Source organism: Streptomyces sp. NPDC002888, assembly GCF_042888465.1.
Classification (GTDB): Bacteria; Actinomycetota; Actinomycetes; order Streptomycetales; family Streptomycetaceae; genus Streptomyces.
The window spans coordinates 128,327-150,417 of the sequence record NZ_JBIAPU010000028.1; the positions used below are offsets into that span (position 1 = coordinate 128,327).

At 72.5% G+C, this 22,091-nt stretch carries 19 protein-coding genes and 2 pseudogenes; 14 read left to right on the forward strand and 7 right to left on the reverse strand.

Features of this window, described 5'->3' with window-relative positions:
• Positions 1–57 precede the first annotated feature (57 nt).
• The gene (locus tag ACFYWX_RS35820) at positions 58–1,089 is read left to right on the forward strand and encodes a LacI family DNA-binding transcriptional regulator (protein WP_389429019.1); all 1,032 of its coding nucleotides are present in this window, start codon (positions 58–60) and stop codon (positions 1,087–1,089) included.
• A gap of 61 nt (positions 1,090–1,150) precedes the next feature.
• Here the strand turns inward: ACFYWX_RS35820 and ACFYWX_RS35825 are convergent, their stop codons facing one another.
• Positions 1,151–1,951: a VOC family protein gene (locus ACFYWX_RS35825; protein WP_389429020.1), complete on the reverse strand. Its 801-nt coding sequence runs from the start codon at positions 1,949–1,951 to the stop codon at positions 1,151–1,153.
• 216 nt (positions 1,952–2,167) lie between these two features.
• On the opposite strand from ACFYWX_RS35825, the pseudogene ACFYWX_RS35830 reads away from it, so the two are divergent.
• The 3 genes and pseudogenes from ACFYWX_RS35830 to ACFYWX_RS35840 all read left to right on the forward strand — a co-directional run.
• Positions 2,168–2,254, forward strand: a pseudogene (locus ACFYWX_RS35830) (PadR family transcriptional regulator); the annotation flags it as partial.
• A gap of 24 nt (positions 2,255–2,278) precedes the next feature.
• Positions 2,279–2,623: a hypothetical protein gene (locus ACFYWX_RS35835; protein WP_389429021.1), complete on the forward strand. Its 345-nt coding sequence runs from the start codon at positions 2,279–2,281 to the stop codon at positions 2,621–2,623.
• Positions 2,624–3,585: pseudogene (locus tag ACFYWX_RS35840) on the forward strand (NADPH:quinone reductase).
• A 64-nt stretch (positions 3,586–3,649) separates the two neighbouring features.
• Here ACFYWX_RS35840 and ACFYWX_RS35845 read toward each other — a convergent pair.
• Positions 3,650–3,976, reverse strand: coding sequence for an SCO4225 family membrane protein (locus ACFYWX_RS35845; RefSeq protein ID WP_389429022.1), 327 nt, complete (start codon positions 3,974–3,976; stop codon positions 3,650–3,652).
• Between the two features lie 395 nt (positions 3,977–4,371).
• Complete coding sequence (locus ACFYWX_RS35850) at positions 4,372–5,139, reverse strand: IclR family transcriptional regulator (RefSeq protein WP_389429023.1); 768 nt, start codon at positions 5,137–5,139, stop codon at positions 4,372–4,374.
• A 129-nt stretch (positions 5,140–5,268) separates the two neighbouring features.
• On the opposite strand from ACFYWX_RS35850, the gene ACFYWX_RS35855 reads away from it, so the two are divergent.
• The 3 genes from ACFYWX_RS35855 to ACFYWX_RS35865 are packed head-to-tail and all read left to right on the forward strand — an operon-like array spanning position 5,269 to position 8,094.
• Complete coding sequence (locus ACFYWX_RS35855; RefSeq protein WP_389429024.1) at positions 5,269–6,261, forward strand: 2-hydroxyacid dehydrogenase; 993 nt, start codon at positions 5,269–5,271, stop codon at positions 6,259–6,261.
• Positions 6,262–6,274: 13 nt separating this feature from the next.
• Positions 6,275–7,045: an SDR family oxidoreductase gene (locus ACFYWX_RS35860; protein WP_389429025.1), complete on the forward strand. Its 771-nt coding sequence runs from the start codon at positions 6,275–6,277 to the stop codon at positions 7,043–7,045.
• A gap of 20 nt (positions 7,046–7,065) precedes the next feature.
• Complete coding sequence (locus ACFYWX_RS35865) at positions 7,066–8,094, forward strand: L-idonate 5-dehydrogenase (RefSeq protein ID WP_389429026.1); 1,029 nt, start codon at positions 7,066–7,068, stop codon at positions 8,092–8,094.
• Between the two features lie 43 nt (positions 8,095–8,137).
• Here ACFYWX_RS35865 and ACFYWX_RS35870 read toward each other — a convergent pair whose 3' ends face one another.
• The 4 genes from ACFYWX_RS35870 to ACFYWX_RS35885 are packed head-to-tail and all read right to left on the reverse strand — an operon-like array spanning position 8,138 to position 13,168.
• The gene (locus tag ACFYWX_RS35870) at positions 8,138–9,730 is read right to left on the reverse strand and encodes an ABC transporter ATP-binding protein (RefSeq protein WP_389429027.1); all 1,593 of its coding nucleotides are present in this window, start codon (positions 9,728–9,730) and stop codon (positions 8,138–8,140) included.
• Positions 9,727–10,569 carry an ABC transporter permease gene (locus tag ACFYWX_RS35875; RefSeq protein ID WP_389429045.1) on the reverse strand — a complete coding sequence of 281 codons (843 nt, stop codon included), beginning with the start codon at positions 10,567–10,569 and terminating at the stop codon, positions 9,727–9,729. The genes ACFYWX_RS35870 and ACFYWX_RS35875 overlap by 4 nt, the downstream gene beginning before the upstream one ends.
• Before the next feature lie 38 nt (positions 10,570–10,607).
• The gene (locus ACFYWX_RS35880) at positions 10,608–11,627 is read right to left on the reverse strand and encodes an ABC transporter permease (protein ID WP_389429028.1); all 1,020 of its coding nucleotides are present in this window, start codon (positions 11,625–11,627) and stop codon (positions 10,608–10,610) included.
• Complete coding sequence (locus tag ACFYWX_RS35885) at positions 11,612–13,168, reverse strand: ABC transporter substrate-binding protein (protein ID WP_389429029.1); 1,557 nt, start codon at positions 13,166–13,168, stop codon at positions 11,612–11,614. Before ACFYWX_RS35885 ends, ACFYWX_RS35880 begins: the two co-directional genes overlap by 16 nt.
• 263 nt (positions 13,169–13,431) lie before the next feature.
• Here ACFYWX_RS35885 and ACFYWX_RS35890 point away from each other — a divergent pair, with 263 nt between their 5' ends.
• The 7 genes from ACFYWX_RS35890 to ACFYWX_RS35920 all read left to right on the forward strand — a co-directional run bounded on the left by ACFYWX_RS35890 (position 13,432) and on the right by ACFYWX_RS35920 (position 22,079).
• Positions 13,432–14,376: a TauD/TfdA family dioxygenase gene (locus tag ACFYWX_RS35890; RefSeq protein WP_389429030.1), complete on the forward strand. Its 945-nt coding sequence runs from the start codon at positions 13,432–13,434 to the stop codon at positions 14,374–14,376.
• Entirely contained in the window at positions 14,373–15,392 is a 1,020-nt protein-coding gene (locus ACFYWX_RS35895) for an ornithine cyclodeaminase family protein (RefSeq protein ID WP_389429031.1), read from the forward strand. Before ACFYWX_RS35890 ends, ACFYWX_RS35895 begins: the two co-directional genes overlap by 4 nt.
• A complete protein-coding gene (locus ACFYWX_RS35900; RefSeq protein WP_389429032.1) occupies positions 15,389–16,729 on the forward strand; it encodes an alanine racemase in 1,341 nt (446 codons plus the stop codon). The genes ACFYWX_RS35895 and ACFYWX_RS35900 overlap by 4 nt, the downstream gene beginning before the upstream one ends.
• A gap of 18 nt (positions 16,730–16,747) precedes the next feature.
• Positions 16,748–17,821 carry a cysteine synthase family protein gene (locus ACFYWX_RS35905; protein ID WP_389429033.1) on the forward strand — a complete coding sequence of 358 codons (1,074 nt, stop codon included), beginning with the start codon at positions 16,748–16,750 and terminating at the stop codon, positions 17,819–17,821.
• Positions 17,821–19,215, forward strand: coding sequence for an MATE family efflux transporter (locus tag ACFYWX_RS35910; RefSeq protein ID WP_389429034.1), 1,395 nt, complete (start codon positions 17,821–17,823; stop codon positions 19,213–19,215). The genes ACFYWX_RS35905 and ACFYWX_RS35910 overlap by 1 nt, the downstream gene beginning before the upstream one ends.
• A gap of 135 nt (positions 19,216–19,350) precedes the next feature.
• Positions 19,351–20,703: an MFS transporter gene (locus ACFYWX_RS35915; RefSeq protein WP_389429035.1), complete on the forward strand. Its 1,353-nt coding sequence runs from the start codon at positions 19,351–19,353 to the stop codon at positions 20,701–20,703.
• A complete protein-coding gene (locus ACFYWX_RS35920; RefSeq protein ID WP_389429036.1) occupies positions 20,700–22,079 on the forward strand; it encodes an alpha/beta hydrolase family protein in 1,380 nt (459 codons plus the stop codon). Before ACFYWX_RS35915 ends, ACFYWX_RS35920 begins: the two co-directional genes overlap by 4 nt.
• Positions 22,080–22,091: the final 12 nt, after the last annotated feature.

Below are 22,091 nucleotides of genomic sequence, written 5' to 3' on the forward strand. Positions count from 1 at the left end.
ACGGGTTCCGGCCGAGGCCGCGGCCGGAACCGACGAGCACAGGAGACCGTTTCCTCCATGGCAGCGAACCGCCGCCCCACCCTGGCAGACGTCGCCCGAGAAGTGGGCGTCAGCGCCAAGACCGTCTCCCGCGTCCTCAACGAGGACGGCCCCGCCTCGGCCCAGACCAGGGAACAAGTCCTCGCCGCCGTGGCCAAGCTCGGCTTCCAGCCCAACCTCATGGCACGCAACATCCGCGTCGGCGGACCCGACACCACGATCGGGCTGGTCGTCCCCGACCTCGGCAACCCCTTCTTCGGGGCCGTGGCGAGGAGCATCGAGGACACCGTCCGCGACCGCGGCCTGACCCTGCTCATGGGCTCCTCCGCGGACGACCCCGGCCGCGAACGCGCGTTGACGGACAAGTTCCTCGCCCGCCGCATCAGCATCCTGATGGTCGTGCCGTCCGTCGGTGCCGACCACTCCCACCTCAAGACCCACCGGGCCGCGGGCCTGCCCGTCGTCTTCCTCGACCGGCCGGGAGTGGGCCTGGCCACGGACAGCGTCGTCAGCTCCAACCGCGCGGGCGCCCACCACGGCGTCGCCCACCTGATCGCCCACGGGCACCGGCGCATCGGCTTCGTCGGCGACCTTCCCACCCGGCTCTACACCCGCCGCGAGCGCCTGGCCGGATACCGCGCGGCCCTGCAGGAGGCCGGCCTCCCCCACGACCGCTCCCTGGTCACCAACGCCCATGACCAGCACGGGGCTTCCGCCGCCACGTCCCAGCTCCTTGGCCTGGCGGATCCCCCCACGGCGCTGTTCGCCGGCAACAACATCGTGGCGCTGGGCATCGTCACGGAACTCGCCCGCAGGAACCGTAAGGACGTCGCCGTCGTCGCCTTCGACGACGTGGCGCTCGCCGAGGCACTCGAACCGGCCCTGACCGTCGTCGCCCAGGACCCCGAGCACATCGGCAGGACGGCGGCGACCACCGCCCTGGCCCGCCTGGACGGCGACCGCGCCCGCGCCCTCACCGTCACCGTCCCCACCCGACTGATCGTCAGGGGCTCGGGCGAGCGCCCGGCTCCCGTGTTGCAGGGGGCTTGACCGGGCCCGGGCGAAACGCTTGTGGTGGCGGCCCCACGCCCGCCGCCGGGAGTGAGCGGGCTCAGCTCCCACTGGTCGGGGTGAGCACCACGAAATCGGCGTTCGCCGGGTCGAGGCAGATGGCCAGCCGGCCGACGCCCTCCATGTCCTCAGGTCCCATCTGCACGCTGCCGCCGTTCTCGGTGACCTTGGCGACCGCGGCGTCACAGTCGGCGACGGCGAAGACCGGGTGCCAGTACGACCGCCCGTCCGCCAGGGCGAGGTCCTCCTTGCTGAGCTCCATGAGGCCGCCCTGCATGCGCTCCTCGGGGAGCCCGGCCGGGGTGATCACGGTGTACGTGCCCCCGCCGCCCGGAAGTTCCATGCCGCTGTACTGCCAGCCGAAGACGTCGCCGTAGAACTCCTTGGCGGCCGCGGCGTCACTCGTGAACAACTCGGTCCACGACAGCGAGCCCGGCTCGTCCGCGAGCTCGAAGCCCTCGTTCTTCCCCGGCTGCCAGACGGCGAACTGGCCCCCCGACGGGTCGCTGTACTGCGCCATCCAGCCCCAGTCGTCGAGATCCCTCGGCGCCACCCGCACCGTGCCGCCCGCGCGCTCCACGGCCTGGGTCGTGGCCTGCGCGTCGGTGACGGTGAAATAGATCATCCAGGCCGAGCGCGCACCCTCCTCGGTGAGCTTGCCGAGTCCGGCGACGATCTTGCCGTCCTTCCGGAACATCCCGCCCTCCATGTCCTCCCCCTCGCCCATGGACTCGTACTCCCAGCCGAGCACCGCGGCGTAGAAGGCTGCGGCGGCCCGGACGTCGGGGGCACCGAGATCGAGCCAACAGGGGGAGCCGGGGGTGACGTCAGTGGTGATCACGGCTTTTCCCTTTCGCAGATCCTGTGTGACTTCAGCCTGACACCGGGCACCGACAAGCGCGCGTCGGCCGATCACAGGGCGCCTGCTGCTCACAGGGCGCCTGCCGCATCGAATCGATGTGGCATGCCATGATGGAGTCATGCTCGAACTGGCGATCCTCGGATTCCTGGCCGAGGGCCCCCTCCCGGACAGGAGCTGCGTCGCCGCGTCTCGCGGCTGACCGGCTACACGCGGCCGGTCAGTGACGGCAGCCTCTACCCGGCGATCAACCGTCTCGCCGAGGCGGGCCTGCTGGAGCGGAGCGCCGACGCGGGCGCCGCGCGCTATGTGCTGAGCCTGACCGACGCCGGGCGGGCCGAGATGCTTCGGCGGCTGCGCGAGCCCGCCGACCACGAGATCACCGACTTCACGCGCTTCTTCACGATCCTGGCGTTCCTCTCCCACCTGCCGGACGTGGCCGAACAGCACGCGGTGCTGCGCAGGCGGCTGGAGTTCCTGGAAACGCCGGCCGGTTTCTTCTACGACGGCGACCGGCCCGTCCGTGCCGAGGAGGTCGCCGACCCCTATCGGCGGGGCATGCTGCTCACCGCCCGCGCCATCAGCGGTGCTGAACGAGCGTGGCTGCACGAGGTTCTGCGTGGCGTTCGGGAACGCCACGGCAAGGAGGACTGAATGCTCGCTTCCTGGTACGACGAACAAGGTCCCGCCGCCGACGTCCTGCACGTCGGTGAACTGCCCGACCCCACCCCGGGACCCGGCGAGGTCCGCGTCCGAGTGACCGTCTCGGGCGTCAACCCCGGCGACACCAAGAAGCGGCGATGCCGCACCCACGGGTGATTCCGCACAGCGACGCCGCCGGGGTCGTCGACGCGGTGGGGGACGGGGTCGACGCCCGTCGGGTCGGGCAGCGGGTGTGGGTGCACGGCGCGCAGTCCTACCGGGCCTTCGGCACCGCCGCCCAGTACACCGTCGTACCCGACCACCGGGCCGTCGTCCTCCCCGGCCACCTCGGCGACGAACTCGGGGCGAGCCTGGGCATCCCCGGGATCACCGCGCACCGCGCCGTGTTCGCCGACGGCCCCGTCGACGGCAAGCTGGTGCTGGTGCACGGCGTCCTCGGCGGGGTCGGGTCCCTGGCCGCGCAACTCGCCCACTGGGGCGGGGCGACCGTGCTCGCCACGGTGCGTCGCGGCGCCGATCTGGACCGCGTCGATCCGGCCGTCGTCTCCCATGCCGTCGCCCTGGATGCCGACGACCCTGCGGCGGAGATCCGAGCGTTCGCGCGCGAGGGCGTGGACCGCGTCGTCGAGGTGTCCCTGTCGGACAACGCCGATCTGGACAACGCCGTCGTGGCCAACGAGGCGGTCGTCGCCGCTTACGCGACCCGCGCCGACCGCACCGAAGTCCCGTTCTGGACACTGCTGTTCAACAACGTCACGCTGCGCCTCATCGGCAGCGACGACTTCCCGGCCGCGGCCGGACGACAGGCCGCCCGCGACCTCACCGCCGCGGCCGCCGTCGGTGCCCTCACGGTCGACGTCGGCGCCCGCTACGCGCTGGAGGACATCGCCGAGGCCCATGACCGCGTCGACGCCGGCGGTCGCGGCCGCGTCCTGGTCACCGTCCCCGAGTGACCGGGGGGATCACACCGTCGTACGGGTCCCGGTGGCGCGGGCGAAGATCGTCGCGCCCCTGCGGTCAGGCGCCGTTCGTTCCGGTGCGGTGCGGGAGGCGGCCGGAGAAGCGGTGGTACGCGGTGCCGAGTACCGCAGCCTGGAACAGGGCGCCGATGACGACGCCGGCCCACGGGAGCGGGCCGGGCAGCGCCAGGAACAGCCAGGAGGTCGGGGCCGTGACCACGAACGCCCACACGCCGGCGAGGCTGGCGTCCTGGTGCTCGACGAACAGCAGGTCCGCTCCCACCCAGCCCAGGACGGCGGCCACCACCAGCAGGTAGCCCAGCGCCGCGGGGTTGAGCAGGTGGTGGCGCACCGTCGCGGCGAGGGAACGCTGCGGACCGTTCATGTCAGGCCTCCTGAGATCGTTTACCGGTTTCCCACGATCCCTCGAGTCGGCCGCGGCGGCCTGAGTAGCCGTACTCAAGTCCGCGGGCACGGCTACCCAGTCGCGGGGCCCCCGCCCGTCTCCCCCGCCGCCGTGGCCCAGCCGATGAGGGCGCCGCGCAGGGCGGACACCAGGCGGGCGGCGGCCTCGTCCTCCGTGCGGCCGCTCTTGCTGAGGTCGAGGATGTCGCGGGGGTCGAACAGGGCGTTCCACAGGTACAGCGCCTCGTCGCCCAGGTCGCGTCGAGGACGGTGAGGGCCTCGGCGAACCCGTCCTCGAACACCGCCCGTACGGCGGCCAGATCGATACCGGCGTCCAGCCTGCGGCGGTCGGCGCGCACGACTCCGGGGGCCAGGTCAGCGGGCGGGCAGCCGGACGCCCAGCTCGGACGCCGCCGCCTGGAGCAGCGGCACCATGGCGACCAGGTCGTCCATGCCGCGGCGGAAGGCGGGCGCGGCGGTGGACAGGGCGGCGAAGACGGTGCCGTCGGGCCGCAGGATCGGGACCGCCACGGCACGCAGGCCGGCGTGGTGCTCCTCGTCGGCGGTGGCGTAGCCGCGTTCGGCGGCGCGGGCGACCTGCTCACGCAGGACATCGCGGTCGGTGATGCTGTTCGGTCCGTGCGGGGTGAGTTCGACGCGGTCCAGGAGGTCGGCGCGTACGTCCTCGGGGGCGAAGGCCATCAGGACCTTACCCATCGAGGTGCAGTGCAGCGGGCCGTGGCGGCCCGGTTCGCTGCGCACGCCGACCGGCAGGGGGCCGTCCACGTAGTGCACGTACAGGTGCCGGGTGCCGTCGAGGACGGACATCAGGGTGGCTTCCTCGGTCTGCCCCGTCACGCGCTGCATCACGGGGAGGGCGGTGCCGGCGAATCCGTACACCTGCCCTGCCTGCTGGCCGAGCTGGAACAGGCGCAGGCCCGGCTTGTAGCGCTTGCCGTCGGCCTCGAACTCCACCAGGGCCTCGCGGCAGAGCGAGTTGACCAGCCGGTGCGCCGTGCTGACGGGGACGCCGCTCGCGCGGGCCAGCTCCGACAGCGTGATGCCGTGCGGGCGCTCGCCGACCAGGACGAGCAGCCGGATCGCCCGGCCGACGACATCGGTCGGTACCTCACTGGTGCTCACCCCGGCAAATTATCACTGGACGGAAAGCATTCCCACTCAGCGGTTGACATCACCGGCGGTCGATGCCGACGATGTTTTCCATTGAGCAGATACTTTTTCCACTGAGTGGGAAAATTGAGGGAGTCGCGTATGCCGCAGCGAGTGCTCACCACCCGGTCCGCCCTGCCCGGCAGGGGCCTGGACCGGCTCGCCGACCGCTCGGACCTGATGTGCTGGGACGGACGGGGCAAGCCGGAACCGGCCGAGCTGCACGCCCTCGCCGTCGGCGTGAGCGGCATCCTCTGCCTGGGCAACGACCGGGTGGACGCCGCCCTGCTGGACGCGGCCGGACCGTCGCTGAAGGTCGTCGCCCTGGCCAGCATGGGGTTCGACGCCGTGGACCGGGACGCGGCGGCCGAGCGCGGTGTCGTGGTCACCCACACGCCCGCCGTCCTCGCCGAGACCACCGCCGACCTCACTTTCGCGCTCATCCTGTCGGCCCGCAGGCGGCTCACGGCCGCCCGCGACTCCCTCGCCGCCGGACGGTGGGACCTGTTCCGCATGGACGACTACCTGGGCCTGGACATCCACGGCGCCACGCTCGGCGTGGTCGGCTACGGCCAGATCGGGCGCGCGGTGGCACGGCGGGCCCAGGGCTTCGGCATGCGGCTGCTGCACCACGACCCGTACGCGCCGGACGACGACCTGTCCACGGCGGTGGACCTGCCCACCCTGCTCGCTCAGGCCGACGTGGTCTCCCTGCACGTCCCGCTGACCCCGGGGACGCGCCACCTCGTCGGCGCCGCCGAGCTGGCCGCCATGAAGCCCACCGCCACCCTGGTCAGCACCTCGCGCGGTGGCGTCGTGGACGAGGACGCACTGCTGCGGGCGCTGCGGGACGGGGTCATCCACTCCGCCGGCCTGGACGTCTTCGAGCGCGAACCGATGGGCGCCGAGCTGTCGCCACTGGTCGGCGAGCCCAACGTCGTGACCCTGCCGCACATCGGCTCGGCCACCGAGGCCACGCGGGCCGCCATGGTGGACCTCGCGGCGGACAACGTCCTCGACGTGCTGTCCGGCCACCCGGCACGCACGCCCCTGCCGGGCAGCGCCGCGCTGCCCTCCGCCCCGAGCCCGGCCTGAGAGGACGACCGAGATGACCCACCCCCTCTTCGACGTCACCGGCAAGGTGGCCCTGGTCACCGGGTCGAGCCGCGGCATCGGCCGGGCGCTGGCCAGGGGCCTGCTGGAGGCCGGCTGCACGGTCGTCCTCAACGGCCGCGACTCCGAGGCCCTGGAGTCCGCCCGCAAGGAACTCGCCGCCACGTTCGGCGACGCGGTCCTGGCGCAGGCGTTCGACGTCACCGACTCCGCCGCGGTCGCCGACGCCGTCACCCGCATCGAGGACCGCGCCGGGCCCATCGAGATCCTGGTGAACAACACGGGCGCCCAACGCCGCGCCCCGCTCCTCGACTTCACCGACGAGGACTGGCACGGCCTGCTCGACACCAACCTCACCAGCGCCTTCTTCGTCGGCCGCGAGGTCGCCCGGCGCATGGTGCCCCGGGGGCACGGCAAGATCATCAACATCTGCTCGCTGCAGAGCGAGGCGGTACGCCCCGGCATCGCTCCCTACTCGGCGACCAAGGGCGGCCTGAAGATGCTCACCAAGGGCATGTGCGCCGACCTCGGTCCGCACGGCATCCAGGTCAACGGCATCGGTCCCGGCTACTTCGACACCGAGCTGACCTCCGCGCTGGTCGCCGACGAGGAGTTCAGCGCCTGGGTGCGCAAGCGGACCCCGGCCGGCCGCTGGGGCAAGGTCGAGGACCTCGTGGGCGCCCTGCTCTTCCTCTCCTCCCCGGCCTCCGACTTCGTCAACGGGCAGCTGCTGTACGTCGACGGCGGCATGCTCTCCGTCCTGTGACCTCCAAGGAGTCGTCCCTCATGCATGCGTGTGTTGTTCACGGAGCCGGCGACCTGCGGGTCGAGGAGCGGCCGCCCGCCGACCCCGGGCCGGGCGAGATCACGGTCACCGTCGCGCTCGGCGGGATCTGCGGATCCGACCTGCACTACTACCACCGGGGCCGGGTCGGGGACTTCGCCCTGCACGAGCCGATGGTGCTCGGGCACGAGGTCGTCGGCCACGTCGCCGCCCTCGGACCGGGCACCGAGGGACCGGCGGTCGGCACCCCCGTCGCGGTCCACCCCGCCACCCCGTGCGGCACCTGCCCCGAGTGCGCGGGCGGCAGGCGCAACATCTGCGCCCACACCCGCTACCTGGGCAGCGCCGCCCACACCCCGCACGTCCAGGGCGGATTCGCCCGGCTCATCAACGTGCCCGCCGAGCAGATCCGGCCGCTGCCGCCCGGGCTGAGCCTGCGTCGCGCCGTGCTCGCCGAACCCCTGTCGGTGGCGCTGCACGCCGTGCACCGCGCGGGCGACGTGAGCGGCAAGCGGGTCCTGGTCACCGGCGCGGGCCCCATCGGATGCCTGGTCGTGGCGGCGCTGCGGCACGGCGGCGCCGCCGAGGTCGTCGCCGCCGACCTCTTCGACGAGCCGCTGCGGATCGCCGCCGCGGTGGGCGCGACGGCCACGGCCCGCGCGGACCGGGCCGACGACCCGGCCTGGTCCGGTGCCTTCGACATCGCCGTCGAGGCGTCCGGGGCACCGGCCGGCCTGCGCACCTGCGTGGAACGGGTACGCCGTGGCGGCACGGTCGTCCTGCTGGGCCTGCTGCCGCCCGGCGAGGTGGGCCTCCTGGGCAACGTCACGGTCACCCGCGAACTCGAACTGCGCGGAGCCTTCCGCTTCGACACCGAGTTCGACGAGGCCCTCTCACTCCTCGCCGGGGCCCTGCCCGTGGAGCCCGTCGTCACCCACACCTTCCCCCTGGACCAGTCCGTCACCGCCTTCGACATGGCCCAGGACCGCACGGTCGCCTCCAAGGTCCTGCTGGACCTCTCCGGGGCCTGACGGGGCGACGACCCCGGGAGGGGCCCGGCCGATGCGGTCGCTCTCAGGGCCGTGCCGCCGGAACGGTCGGGCCCAACAGTGCTCGGGTCGCCGCGTGTTGGGGTGCGGTGAAGATGTCGGCGGTGGGGCCTGACTCCACGGCGTGGCCCGCGTGCAGGACGGTGACGGTGTCCGTGCGGTCGGCGATGAGGGGGAGGTCGTGGCTGATGAGGACGAGGGTGGTGCCGCGTCGCTCGCGCAGGTCGGCGAGGAGGTCCATGATGGACCGGCCCGTTTCGGGGTCGAGGGCGGACGTGATCTCGTCGCAGATGAGGACGTCGGGCTCGGCGGCCAGTGCCCGTGCGACGGCGACCCGCTGGCGCTGTCCGCCGGACAGCTCGTGCGGGTAGCGGTCGGCGAACTCGGTTGGCAGACCGACCTGTTGGAGGAGGTCGGCCACCCGGTCGCGGACCTCCCCCGAGGCGCAACGGCGGTGCAGGCGCAGCGGTCGGCCCACGGCGGCGCCGACGGTGCGGCTGGGGTTCAGCGCGCCGAGCGGGTTCTGCGTGACGAGTTGCAGCCCGCGCCGCTGGTCGCGGGTGCGTCCGCGCAGGCCGGTGCTGAGCGCGGTGCCGGCCAGGTGGACCGTGCCGGAGGTGCCGCGTTGGAGTCCTACGACGGTGCGGACGAGGGTGGTCTTGCCGGAACCGGAGACGCCGACGATGCCGGCCGCTGAGCCGGGGGCGACGGTGAGGCCGACGCCGGTGAGTGCGGGTGTGCCGCGGAAGCTGACGTGCAGGTCTCGGACTTCGAGGATCGGTGAACTGACCTTGGTGACCGGCGGGTGGGTGGGCCGCGCTGTGAGCGTGGGGTGTGGCGCGGGCCCGCCCGGCCCTGTCTGCCCCGTCACCCCTGTCGGACCCGGGTCGTGCGATCCGCCCACGCCCGCGGTGCCGAGTTCCACGACCTCGTCGGCGATCCGCTCGACCACTGCCGGGTCGTGGCAGGAGAAGGCGACGGCGAGGTGGTGTTCGCGGGCGAGGTGGCGCAGCAACTCGGCTATCTCGTCGCGGAGTTCGGGGTGCAGGCCGGCGGTCGGTTCGTCCAGGAGGAGGATGTCGGGGCGGCGGGCCAGGGCTCGGGCGAGGGCGACGCGGCGCTGCTGGCCTCCGGACAGGGCGCCGGGGCGGCGGGCGGCGAGCCTGCCGTCGTCCGGGAGGCGGACCTCGGAGAGGAGCGCGGCCACCGCTTCCGGGCTGCGGTCGGCCGAGAGTTCGCGGACGAGGTTGCGCACGCGCATCCGGGGGTTGAGGCCGGAGCCGGGGTCCTGTCCGACGTAGGCGAGGCGGGTGCCGCGCAGGGTGCGCAGGTCTTGCTCGGTGAGGGCGAAGACGTCGTGGCCCAGGACGTCGACGTGGCCCGCGGTGCGGGTCGTGCCGGGTGGCAGGAGGCCGGTCACCGCGCGCAGCAGTGTCGTCTTGCCGGCGCCCGAAGGGCCGGTCAGGGCGACCAGTCGGCCCGGGCGGACGGTCAGGGACGCCTCCCGCAGCAGGAACCGGCCGTCCGACGCGGTCACCGCGAGGTCCGTGACCCGCACCGCGGGTGTGTCGCTCGGCGGGCCCTCGGGCTTCGCGTACCGGTCACGCACATGGCTCACAGGACGGTCACCGCCTTCCGGCCGGTCTGGGGGGCGAGGGCGGCGGCCGCGAGGTTGACGCTCAGGGCGAGCAGGCCGATGGCGATACTGGGCGCGACGACGGACCAGGGGTTGAGGAGGATCCCGGGAGAGTTCTCGCGGATCATCAACGCCCAGTCGGCGGCGGGCGGTTGCGGCCCGACCTGGAGGAATCCGGCGGTGGCGACGAGGTACACCGCCGCGACGAACCGCAGACCGAACAGGGCGAGCAGGGTGGCGCGCAGGTTGGGCAGGATCTCGCGCGCGACCAGGTACCAGAGGCGTTCGCCGCCGGCGGCCGCCGCTTCGACGTACCCCGCCTCCGCGACCGGGGCCGCCGCGCTCGCCGCGAGCCGGACGGCGTACGGCACTCCGAGGACGACGGCGGCGGCGATGACGGCGAGCCGGCCGCCGCCGGGCCAGGAGAGGGTGACCAGCAGGATGCCCAGGACGGCGGGCAGCAGCATCAGCACGTCGGCGGTCCGTTCCACGAGCCGTCCGACAAACGGGCGTACGGCGCCGATCGCACCGAGGATCGCGGCCGCCGCCGTGACGAGTACCGCGACGAGCAGCGACGACAGCACGAGTTCGCGCCCGCCCGCCAGCAGCCTGCTGAACACGTCCCGGCCGAGCTGGTCCCCGCCGAGCAGGGCTTTGTCCGCTCCGACCTCCGCGTACGGCGCGGCCACCGGCACGTCCACGGCGTGCGGGGCGATCCAGGGGCCGATCAGGGCGAGGCCCGTCAGGAGCAGGGCGGGCAGGATGCGCAGGGCGAGGCCCCAGCGGGCCCGCGACCGGGCACCGGAGCGCCGGGCGGGCAGGTCGCGCGGGGTGACGCCCCCGCGGGCGGTCTTCTCGCTCACCGTCGGCCTCCCGTGACCGTGTCGCGTACGAGGTCGGCCAGGAGCAGCACCCCGGTGATCACCGCGCCGGACAGCGCCGTGACCCCGGCGATGACCGGGCTGTCGCGGTCGGCGACGGCCGAGGCGAGGACCGTACCGATGCCGGGGTAGTTGAAGATGGTCTCCACGACGACCGCGCCGCCCAGCAGCATGCCGGTGGAGGTGGCCAGGCCCGCGGCGACGGCGGGCAGGGCGCCGGGCAGCACATGGTGGGTGAGGACGCGGCGGGGCGGGAGTCCGTCGAGGACGGCGGTCTCGACGTGCGGGGCGCGGGCCTCGTCGGCGAGGGCGGCCCGCACGATCCGGGTGTTCCAGCCGACCTGCGGGACGGTCAGGGCGAGGACGGGCAGTACGAGCATCTCCCAGGACGCGGGGGATCCGTCGGCGTCGGTGAGGGTCACCGCGGGCAGCCAGCCGGTCCACAGCGACAGCACCAGGACCAGGGCCACCGCCACGACGAACTCCGGCAGGGCGAGGACCGCGGTCGCCGTTCCCGACACGGTTCGGTCCAGGCGTCCGCCGGGCCTCAGCGCGGCCCAGCAGCCCAGGGCGAGGGACAGCAGGGCCGTGAGCAGCAGGGCGACGCCGCCGAGCAGGAGGGTGTTGGGGAAGGCGGTGGAGAGCAGGTCGGTGACCTTCTCGCCGCGCGCCGAGGTGCCGAGGTCGCCCGTGGGCAGGCCGGTCATCCAGTCCCAGAAGCGTTCCAGGACCGGGCGGTTGAGCCCGAGCAGCTCACGGCGCTCGGCGAGGTCGGCCGCGCTCTCGCCGCGTTCGGAAGTCGCGTTGGCGGCGTCACCGGGGAGCAGTTCGACGGTGACGAAGACCAGCGCGAGCAGCAGCGCGAGGAAGGCGGCCCGCTTCACCAGCGTGGCGCCGACGCGGGCCAGGAGCAGGGCGGGGCCGCGCCCCGGCCTCCTCTCCGGAGTGAGCGGGGAGGAGGCCGGGGTGGCGGTGTCGGGTGTCAACTGGCCAGCCATGCGCCTTCGAGCTGGACCCTTCCGTATCCGGGCAGCGTCGGCAGTCCGCGTACCTTGGCCCCGGCGAGGTCGATGCCGTCGGCCATGCCCCACAGCAGGTAGCCGGAGCTGTCGTACTCGATCTGCTGGAGCTGCTTGAGGAGTTGGGTGCGCTCGCTGGCGTCGGCGGTGCCGATGGCCTTCTGGTACGCCGCGTCGAACTCCTTGGACTTCCAGCCGGCCTCGTTGGTGGCGCTGGAGGAGACCATGGTCTTGCTGGCGAAGAAGATCACGGAGTCGTTGGTGCCCCAGTAGCTGGTGTAGAGGTCGCCCTTGAGCCAGGTCTTGTCCCAGAAGACGGCGGACTCCTGCTTGACGACCTTCACCTTCACGCCGGCCTCGCGGACCTGGGTGGCGAAGAGGGTGGCCGACTCGGCGAGGCCGGATATGTCCTCGGTGGTGAGCAGTTCGTACGTCCTGGAGGTGTCGAAGCCGGCCTCCTTGAGGAGCTGCCTGGCCCGGGTGAGGTCGCGGGCGCGCTGCGGGATGCCCTTGTCGTAGGCGGGGTCGCCGGTGCCGAGGATGTCGTTGGCGACGGTGCCGTAGCCGGAGAGGACCTGGTCGACCATGGCCTCGCGGTCGACGGCGAGGCGGAGTGCCTCGCGCACCTTGGGGTCGGCGAAGGGACCGTCGGCGGTGCGCATGACGATGGGCATCGCCATGTCGTTGGGGCGGCGCACGGTCGACACGTCCTTGCGGGCCTTGGCCGTTCGGGCGGCGACCGCGCCGACGTTGGAGGCGAGGTCGATCTGCCCGGCCAGCAGGGCGTTCGCCATGGCCTGGGGGCTCTCGAAGATCTTCACCTCGATGGCGTCGAGGTACACCTCGCCGCCGTACCAGTCGTCGTTGCGGACCAGGCGGGCGTTGCCGGAGCGGAACCAGTCGAGCTTGAAGGGGCCGGTGCCGGGGGCCTTGGCGATGTCCTTGTCGGTGGTGCCGTCGGGGACGACGAAGGTGGTCAGGCGGGTGAGCAGGGGCAGTTCGGCGTTGGCGTAGTCGGAGACCAGGACGACGGTGTCGGTGCCCTCGGCGGTGATGTTCTTGGCCTGGATGCCGGGCAGTCGCGAGGCCCCGGAGGGGGTGGCGCGCAGGCGCTTGAGCGAGAAGACGACGTCCTTGGCGGTCACCGGGGAGCCGTCGTGGAACTTCGCCCCCTGGGCGATCTTGAACTTCCAGGTCTTCAGGTCCGCGGACGGCTGCCAACTGGCCGCGAGCCGGGGCTCGGTGTTCGGCTTGGTGCCGGGCACGGTGAGCGTGTCGTACACCAGGCTGAGGATGAGGTAGTCGCTCTCGTTGGCCTGGGAGCCGTGCGGGTCGCGGGTGATGGCGCCGGGCCTGCCGAGGGCGCCGACGCGCAGGGTGCCGCCCTTGCGGGGCTTTGCGGAGCCGCCGGTGGCGGACCCGGCCGGCTCGGCGTCATCGCCGCCGCCGCAGGCGGCCAGCAGGGCGGTCGCGCCCACAGCGCCACCGGCCCACAGGAGTTGACGTCTGGTCAGGTCCACTTCGTCCTCGATTTCACGCGTGGCTCAATTGCTTAGGTTTGCCTACCCTGAATCGCATGGGGTGCACAAGGGGGCAGGCAACGTGATCTAGATCAAACTTAGGTAAGCCTTGCCTACTACCTATGGGGTCGCTATGTTTCCGTTCGGCTAACGCGGCTTCCCTCGACGGAAGCCCCCACCGCCCGCACCCCCACCCGCACCGGAACGGACGGTTCACCATGCCGACGGCAGCCACGCCTGTACGTCAGCTTCACCCCCAGGCCGTGACCGAACTGCTCAGCACGGCCCGCACCCTGCTCGACGCCTTCGACGGCGCCTCCACCCACCCGGGGCTGCTCACCCAAGTCCCCACTGCCGCAGCCGCGTTGAGCGACGACATCCGCCACGCCTGCCGCCCCGTCGACACCGCCGACGGTCTCTTCGTCCTGCGCGGCCTCCCGGTCGACGACGAGGCCATCGGCCCCACCCCGGACCACTGGTCGACCGCCCGGAACGCCGGCGCGCTCCACGACGTGGTCCTGCTCCTGCTCTCCACGGTCATGGGGACACCGCTCGCCTGGGAGGGCCAGCAGGACGGCCGCTTCGTACACAACATCGTGCCCTCGCCCGGGCACGAGGAGGAACAGACCGGCGCCAGCAGCAGTGTGCTGCTCAGCCCGCACACCGAGGACGCCTTCCACCCGGGCCGCGCCCATCTGCTGGTCCTCGGCTGCCTGCGCAACCCGGACGCCGTCGCCACCACGGCCGCCAGCATCCGGCAGATCCAACTCGACTCCGACGACGCCGAGTTGCTCAGTCGCCCGCTGCTGCCGATCCTGCCCGACGACGCCTACGCCGAGGCGCGGGGCTACGCCGGTGACCCGCCCCCCGTACCGACCGTGTGGCAGTCGCCGGACGGACCGACGCTGCGCTTCGACCCCGCCTACACCCCGCTGGACGAGGCGCCCGAGGAGCACCGCGCGGCCTACGGCCGGCTCGAGGCCGAACTGTCCCGGGTCTCCGTGGCGGTGGCCCTGACACCGGGTGACGTCCTGGTCGTCGACAACGACCTCGTCGTCCACGGCCGGGTCCCCTTCAAGGCCCGCTACGACGGCTCGGACCGCTGGCTGAAACGTTCCTCCGTGCGTGTGCCCGGCCGCCGTACCCGCCCACAGGCCGAGCGGTTCGAGCACGGCTATGGCCAGGCGGCCGTGGAGGCGTTCGCATGACCGACTCACACACCCCGGGGAGCACCATGGCGACCGACGACACGACCCTGCGCATCCTCAGCACCAGCGACGTGGCGGGCATCGACATCACGCTGTCCGATGTCGTCTCCGTCGTGGAGCAGGCGTACCGCACGCTGGCCGAGGGCAGGTCGGACAACCCGCGCAAGCTCACCGTCAAGCCGGAGGACGGCCACTCCGTCGCCTACGCGATGCTCGGCCGCGACGGGGTGCGGGGCGTGGTCGCGGTGAAGACGTCGTACAAGTACGGGCTGCACGAGGACCGCGACAAGCAGCACTACTACACGACGCTGACCCTGTACGACGACGAGAGCGGCCTGCCGGTCGCCATGCTGGACTGCGGCCGGGTCGGCGCGCTGCGCACCCCGGCGGTCTCGGCACTGCTGGCCCGGGAGCTGGCGGTCCCGGGAGCCCGCAGCGCACTTGTCATCGGCACCGGCACGCAGGGGCGGCTCGCGTTGCCGTTCCTGCTGACCACGCTGCCGGACCTGGAGCGGCTGATGCTGTTCGGCACGCACCCGGACGGCATACGGGCGGTCCGCGAGCAGTTGCACGCCCACTTCCCCGACCGTGAGCTGGAGGTCGTGACCGACCTGCGCGCGGCGGCCGGGGACGCGGACGTCGTGCTTGCCACCGCAGGACCCAACACCCCGGCGTCCGTGGACGCGGAGTGGCTCAAGCCCGCCGCGCTGTCCGTCCTCATCGGCTACGGCATCGGCCCCTCGACCCTGCACCGGGCCGACCGTGTGATCGCCACCAGCGCCGCCCAGATGCGCGTCACCGGCACCGACATGGCCGACGCCGACGGGCAACTGCGGGACGTGGACGCCGAGTTCCCCGAGGTGCTGGCCGGGCGGGCCGCCGGGCGCACGGACCCGGGGCAGCGGATCTTCGCGTACAACAGCGGGCTGGTCGTCACCGACATCGCGCTCGGGCACCGGTTCGCCCAACTCGCCCTGGCCCAGGGGCTGGGCACGGCGGTATCGCTGTGGAAGTGACGCCGGCACTCCCCTCGCACACCACACCCGAGGTGCGCGCGCTCCTCGGCGACGCGCTGCTGCACGAGCTCAGTCACGGGCTCGGCGGCCCGTACCACGTGCTGTTCCAGGGGCGCTTCGACACCAACGCGGCCGCGTTCCGCGAGGTGTTCACCGAGGCCGGCGTCGACGGCCGGGTCTATTTCGCGAAGAAGGCCAACAAGGCTGCCGTCTACGCCGAACGGGCCGCCGTGGCGGGCCTGGGCGTGGACGTGGCGAGCCACGGGGAGCTGCGCGAGGCCCTGGCGGCCGGGGTGCGCGGTGAGGACCTGGTGGTGACCGGCCCGGCCAAGGGCGACGACCTGCTGCGTGTCGCCGTGCTCCAGGGCGCGCTGATCGCGGTGGACGCGCTCGACGAACTGGACCGCCTGCTCGCTCTGGCCAGTGAACTCGACCGTACGGCACGGGTGTTGCTGCGCCGCGTGCCCCCACAGCAGCCGCACAGCCGCTTCGGTCTGGACGACGGCGATTTGCGCGGCGCCCTGCGGCGATGCGCCGACGGGCACGTCGACATGGAGGGCTTCAGCTTCCACCTCTCCGGTTACGACGTCCGTCAACGCGTCGACCTGGCAGCCGAGTTGATCCACCTGTGCGCCGAGGCCCGCACGTTCGGCCTGCGCGCCGACCGGATCAGCATCGGCGGCGGCTTCGCCGTCGACTACGTGGACGCCGAGGACTGGCGGCGGTTCGAGGAGAGCCGACGCCCCGAGCACTTCCACGCGGGCAAGTCCTTCGGGGGCTTCTATCCGTACCACTCCCCCGTCGCCGGCGCCGACGCCCTGCGTGCGATCCTGGCGGCCACCCCCACCGGTGAGGGCGCCGACCTGGCCACGCTGCTGCGGGCGGCCGGTGTCGCGCTGCTCGTCGAGCCGGGCCGGGCGCTGCTGAACCAGGCCGGGTTCACGGTGTTCCGGGTGCAGGGTGTGAAGGAGCGCGACGGGTACGCGGTGCTCACCGTGGACGGCAGCAGCCTCAGTCTGTCCGAGCAGTGGTTCGACAGCGAGTTCCTGCCGGACCCGGTGCTCGTGCCGGCCGGGTCCGGTCCGGTCGCCGACGCGGGGCCGTACCCGGCGTGCGTGGGCGCGGCCACCTGCCTGGAGTCGGACCTGCTCACCTGGCGCAAGATCCCCTTCCCCCTCCAACCGGCCGTCGGCGACCTGCTGGTGTACCTCAACACCGCGGGCTACCAGATGGACTCCAACGAGTCGCCGTTCCACGAGCTTGCGCTGCCGCCCAAGGTCGTCGTCGAACCGTCGGCCTCCTCCTTCCGCTGGCGCCTCGACCGCCGCCCCTCCTGAGACATCCCTGGAGCACCCATGGACGACCCCCTGTACCGGCCGCCCATCGTGCGGCAGGTCTCCGAACTCATCGGCGCCACCCCGCTGTTCGAGCTGTGCCGTACGGAGAGCGATGCCCGGCTGCTGCTGAAGCTGGAGCAGTTCAACCCCACCGGCACCGCCAAGATCCGGATGGCCCGGCAGATGGTCATCGACGCCGAGGAGCGCGGTCTGCTGCGCCCGGGCGGCCGGATCATCGAGTCGACCTCCGGCAACACCGGGCTCGGTCTGGCCGTCGTGGCCGCCGAGCGTGGCTACACCTTCACCGCCGTCGTCGACCATCACGCGGCCGTCGACAAGCTGCGCGCGATGAAGGCCCTCGGTGCGGAGCTGGTCTACGTCGCCGCGGACGGGGACGAGGAACTGGCCACCGCCGCCCGCGAGGACCTCGCGGAGAAGATGGCCGCCGAGTCCGACAACGCCTACTTCACCGAGCAGCACAACAACCCGGCCAACGGGGTCGGTTACCACCCGGTGGCCCGTGAGATCGACGCCGCCCTGGACGGCCGGGTCGACATCCTGATCGGCGCGGTCGGCACCGGCGGCGGCCTGTTCGGGACCGGGAGCGTGCTGCGCGAGACCGTGCCCGGGGTGCGGATCGTCGGGGTCGAGCCGAAGGGCTCGATCGCCTTCGGGCCGCCCGCGCACGACTACTACCAGTCCGGCACCGGCACGCCCGAGGGGGCGACGATCGGGGCCATGGTCGACTACACGCTGCTGGACGAGGGGGCGAAGGTCGGAGACGTGGAGGCGTTCGCCACCGCCCGGGCCGTCGCCCGCCGCACCGGTCTGCTCCTCGGCGGCTCGGCGGGCGGGGTGGTGTACGAGGCCCTGACCCGGATGTCCGCCCTGGCGCCGGGCACCACTATGGTCGCGTTGGTCAACGACGGCGGGGAGAAGTACATGGACACCGTCTTCGACGACGACTGGATGGCCGCGCGTGATCTCCTCTCCCCCCAAGTCGAGCGTGAGGTCGACGAGTTGCTGACCAAGCTCCGCCGCACCGCGGCCCCCGAGTCCCCGCAGGAAATGACCCCGCAGGAAAAGAACTGATGCCGCCCGCCCTCTCCCGCCTCCTCGTCGACGGCCGCGCCCTGGCCACGCTCGCCGTCCCGCTCGCGCTCACCCAGCTCGCCCAGGTCGCGCTCACCACCACCGACACGGTCATGATGGGCCTCATCGGCACCGAGGCCCTGGCCGCCGGTGGTCTCGCCATGGTCATCTTCAACCAGCTGCGGACCATGGGCGTGGGCCTGGTCACCGCCGTCGGCAACCAGGTCGCCGCGGCGGACGCGCGCGCCGAGAAGGAGGGCGCCGAGGCGGAGAGCGCCCACGAGGAGGTCCGGGACCTGGTCCGGGCGAGCCTGCTGCTGTCCACGCTCGCCGGTCTCGCGGGCGCGGTGCTGATGGTGCTGATCGGGCACGCCGTGGTGTTCCTCGGCCAGGACCCGGACGTCGTCGACGCGGCGAAGCCGGTGCTGTACGCGATGGCGCCCGGACTGGTGCCCTGCCTGTGGTTCCAGGCGATCCGCCAGTTCACGGTCGGCATGCGCCGCCCGCAGGCCCTGCTGCGCATCACGATCGCCTCGATCGCGGTCAACGCGGGCCTCAACTGGGTTTTCATCCACGGCACTTGGGGTCTGCCCAAGCTGGGCCTGCCCGGCATCGGGCTGGCCACCTCGTCGGTGTACACGCTGTCGTTCCTGGCGCTGTACGTCTCCGCCCGCCGCGACCCCGCGCTGGCACCGGTGCTGTCGCTGAGCATCTGGAAGACCCGCCCGGCCACCCTGCGCCGGCTGACCGGTCTGGGAGTGCCGATCGCCGCGACCTACGGCTCCGAGGCGGGCTTCTTCTCCGTGGTCGCGCTCCTGGTCGGCAGCTTCGGCACGGCCGCGCTGGCCGCGCACACGGCCGTCAACCAGCTCGTGTACATCGTGTTCCAGATCGCGGTCGGCCTCTCGCACGCCGCGTCACTCGGGGTGAGCCGCGAACTCGCCCTGGGCAACACGGCGGCGGCCCAGCGGCTGAAGTCGACGGCCCTGGCGTGCGCCGCCGCGGTCATGGCGGTGGTCGCGCTGGTCTACGTCACCGTGCCGAGCCTCGTGCTGGCGCCGTTCTTCGAGGGCGAGAACAAGTCGGCGACCGACCTCGCGACTCAACTCCTGCTGATCGCCGCGGTGATGCAGTTCTTCGACTGCACCCAGAACATCGGCGTGGGTCTGCTGCGCGGCCTCGACGACACCAAGGGCGGCTTCCGGGTCACCCTGGTCGGCTACTGGCTGGTCGGCCTGCCCACCGCCGCCCTCCTCGGCTTCGCCGCCGGCTGGCACACCGTGGGCATCTGGCTGGGGCTGCTCATCGGCCTCGCCACGACCGCGCTGCTGCTGCTGCGCCGGTTCGGGCGGGGGGTGGAGCAGCGGCGTGAGGCCGCGGCCGTGGCACTGTGAGGCGTGGGCGGCCGTGGAGCTGTGAGGCGTGGGCGGCCCCTGCCGCCCACCAGCCAATGTTGTGCACTTTCTTGACGACGGTAAGGATAGAGCCCTAGTTTCGCGGTGTCCTTCCCCCGGTCAAGGGAGACCGCGATGCCCCCGTCCCCCCTCGCATCACCGCCCCCGAACCGCGAACGAACCCGGCAGCTGCGCCGAGTCGCCCTCTCCGGACTGCTCGGCACCGCCGTGGAGTTCTACGACTTCCTCGTCTACGGCACCGTCGCCGCCCTCGTCTTCGGCGAAATCTTCTTCCCCGGTGCCGACCCCGCCGTGGGCACCATCGCCGCGTTCGGCACGTTCGCCGCCGGCTATGTCGCCCGCCCGCTCGGCGGCGTCCTCTTCGGTCACTTCGGCGACCTGCTCGGCCGCAAGTCCGTACTGCTGCTCACCATGGGCCTGATGGGCGGCGCCAGTTTCCTCATCGGCCTGCTGCCGACCTACGACACGATCGGCGTGTGGGCACCGGCCCTGTTGATCACCCTGCGTGTCGTCCAGGGCATCGCCATCGGCGGTGAGTGGGGCGGTGCCACCCTCATGGTCGTCGAGCACGCCGGGGAGCGGCGCCGCGGCCTGTGGTCCAGCTTCACGCAGATGGGAGCACCGCTCGGCTCCCTGCTGTCCACCGCCGTCGTCACGTTCGTCGTCACCCTCCCCAAGGACGAGTTCACGGCCTGGGGTTGGCGCGTGCCGTTCCTGCTGAGCGTGGTGCTGCTCGGCGTCGGGCTCTTCGTACGGCTGAAGGTGGTGGAGAGCCCGCTGTTCGCCGAGGTGAAGCAGGATCGCGCCGAGTCCCGGCTGCCGATCCTCGACGTACTGCGCCACCCGCGCCCGGTGCTGCTGGCCTGCTGCGTCGGCATCGGCGCCTTCACCGCCCAGTCCCTGCTGACCAGTTACATGATCGCGTACGCCACCGGCATCGGCTACGCCCGCCCGCAGGTGCTCACCGCGCTCACGGTCTCCGCCTGCGTCGCCCTCTTCGTCCTGCCCTGCGCCTCCGCGCTCTCCGACAAGGTCGGCCGCCGCCCGGTCGTCCTCGCCGGAGCCCTCGCCTCGGCCGCGCTCGCCTTCCCCGTGCTCGCGCTGGTCGACTCCAGGTCTCCCGGGCTGCTGATCCTCGCCGTCGTCCTCGGTCACGGCATCGCCCAGTCGACGATGTACGGCCCGCTGGGCGCCCTGCTCAGCGAGATGTTCGGCACCCGGGTCCGCTACACCGGCGCCTCCCTCGGCTACCAGGGCGCCACCCTCATCGGCGCCGGCTTCTCCCCCATGATCGCCACAAGCCTGGTGGCCGGCAGCGGCGGCGGCACCCCCGTCGCGCTGCTGATCTGCGGAGGTTCCCTCATCACCGCACTGACCGTCTGCTTCGTGCGCGAGACCAGCAAGGCGTCCCTCACCGAAGCCACCGAACGCCCCACCGCCCCCCACACGGAGGAAATCACCGCATGACCCGCCCCCGCACGGCTCTCGTCGCAGCCCTCCTGCTCGCCGCCACCGTCCTCCCCACCTCCGCCGTCGCGTCCGCCGCCGACACCACCCACGTCGACGGCCAACTCCCCTCCGGCGCCGCGTACATGATGGACGTACCCGCCGACTGGAACGGCACCGTGCTCCTCTTCAGCCACGGCTACCGCCCGGGGGGCGCCCCCAACCCCGCCCAGAACGCCCCGAACGACGCCACCAAGGCCCTCCTGCTCGACAAGGGCTACGCCCTCGTCGGCTCCTCCTACGCCACCACCGGCTGGGCTGTGACGGACGCGGTGCCGGACCAGCTCGCCACCCTCGCCCTCTTCAAGGAACGTTTTGGGCAGGCCCGTAGCACCATCGCCTGGGGACAGTCGTACGGCGGACTCGTCACGACCGCCATCGCCGAACGCGCCCCGCAGCGGATCGACGGATCCCTCGCCATGTGCGGCCTCGTCCACGGCGGCGTCGCCAACTGGAACAACACCCTCGACCCGGTCTTCGCCGTCAAGACGCTCCTCGCCCCCGGATCCGGCGTCCCCTTGGTGAACATCCCGGACCAGGCGGCCGCCACCACCGCGGCCAACACCCTGGCAGCCGCGGTGGATTCGGCGCAGACCACGCCCCAGGGACGGGCCCGCGTCGCCCTCGCCGCCGCCCTGCACAACATCCCGGTCTGGAACGACCCGTCCCAGACCCGGCCCGCCGCGACCGACTGGGACGCCCAGCAGGCCAACCAGTACTCGGCCCTCAAGGGCCTGATCCAGATCCCCGCGTTCAGCCGGCGGCTGGAGGCCGAGACCCGGGCAGGCGGCAACATGTCCTGGAACACCGGCGTGGACTACGCGAAGCTCCTCGGCCAGTCCTCCGTCCGCAAGGAGGTCACCGAGCTGTACAAGAAGGCCGGTCTCTCCCTGCGCAAGGATCTCGCCACGCTCAACAAGGCCCCGCGCATCGGCGCCGACCCGTCCGCCGCCGCCTGGATGAGCCGCACGAGCGCCTTCACCGGCAAGCTGACCAAGCCGCAGCTGGACATCCACACCACCGGCGACGCCCTGGTCCCCGTCCAGACGGAGAGCGCCCTGAACCGGGCGGTCACCGCGGCCGGCTCCGCGCCCCTCCTCCGCCAGGCGTACATCGACAACGCCGGCCACTGCACCTTCAGCCCCGCCGAACAGCTCGGGGCCCTGCACACGCTGGAGGACCGCCTCGCCACCGGCAGCTGGCACGGCACCGACCCGGACTCCCTCAACGCGAGCGCCACGAAGGCGGACCCGACGACCCCCGCCCGCTACGTGGCGTACCGTCCCACCCCCTACCTGCGCCCCTACGACCTCGCCCACCCCACCGACGGCCGATGACCTCCGTACGAC

Bases quoted from the DNA above. Each gene is read 5' to 3' on its own strand.
- ACFYWX_RS35910 (WP_389429034.1), top strand. From the start codon at position 17,821: ATGCCGCCCGCCCTCTCCCGCCTCCTCGTCGACGGCCGCGCCCTGGCC.
- ACFYWX_RS35860 (WP_389429025.1), top strand. From the start codon at position 6,275: ATGACCCACCCCCTCTTCGACGTCACCGGCAAGGTGGCCCTGGTCACC.
- ACFYWX_RS35845 (WP_389429022.1), bottom strand. From the start codon at position 3,976: ATGAACGGTCCGCAGCGTTCCCTCGCCGCGACGGTGCGCCACCACCTG.
- ACFYWX_RS35905 (WP_389429033.1), top strand. From the start codon at position 16,748: ATGGACGACCCCCTGTACCGGCCGCCCATCGTGCGGCAGGTCTCCGAA.
- ACFYWX_RS35895 (WP_389429031.1), top strand. From the start codon at position 14,373: ATGACCGACTCACACACCCCGGGGAGCACCATGGCGACCGACGACACG.
- ACFYWX_RS35820 (WP_389429019.1), top strand. From the start codon at position 58: ATGGCAGCGAACCGCCGCCCCACCCTGGCAGACGTCGCCCGAGAAGTG.
- ACFYWX_RS35915 (WP_389429035.1), top strand. From the start codon at position 19,351: ATGCCCCCGTCCCCCCTCGCATCACCGCCCCCGAACCGCGAACGAACC.
- ACFYWX_RS35855 (WP_389429024.1), top strand. From the start codon at position 5,269: ATGCCGCAGCGAGTGCTCACCACCCGGTCCGCCCTGCCCGGCAGGGGC.
- ACFYWX_RS35920 (WP_389429036.1), top strand. From the start codon at position 20,700: ATGACCCGCCCCCGCACGGCTCTCGTCGCAGCCCTCCTGCTCGCCGCC.
- ACFYWX_RS35865 (WP_389429026.1), top strand. From the start codon at position 7,066: ATGCATGCGTGTGTTGTTCACGGAGCCGGCGACCTGCGGGTCGAGGAG.
- ACFYWX_RS35880 (WP_389429028.1), bottom strand. From the start codon at position 11,627: ATGGCTGGCCAGTTGACACCCGACACCGCCACCCCGGCCTCCTCCCCG.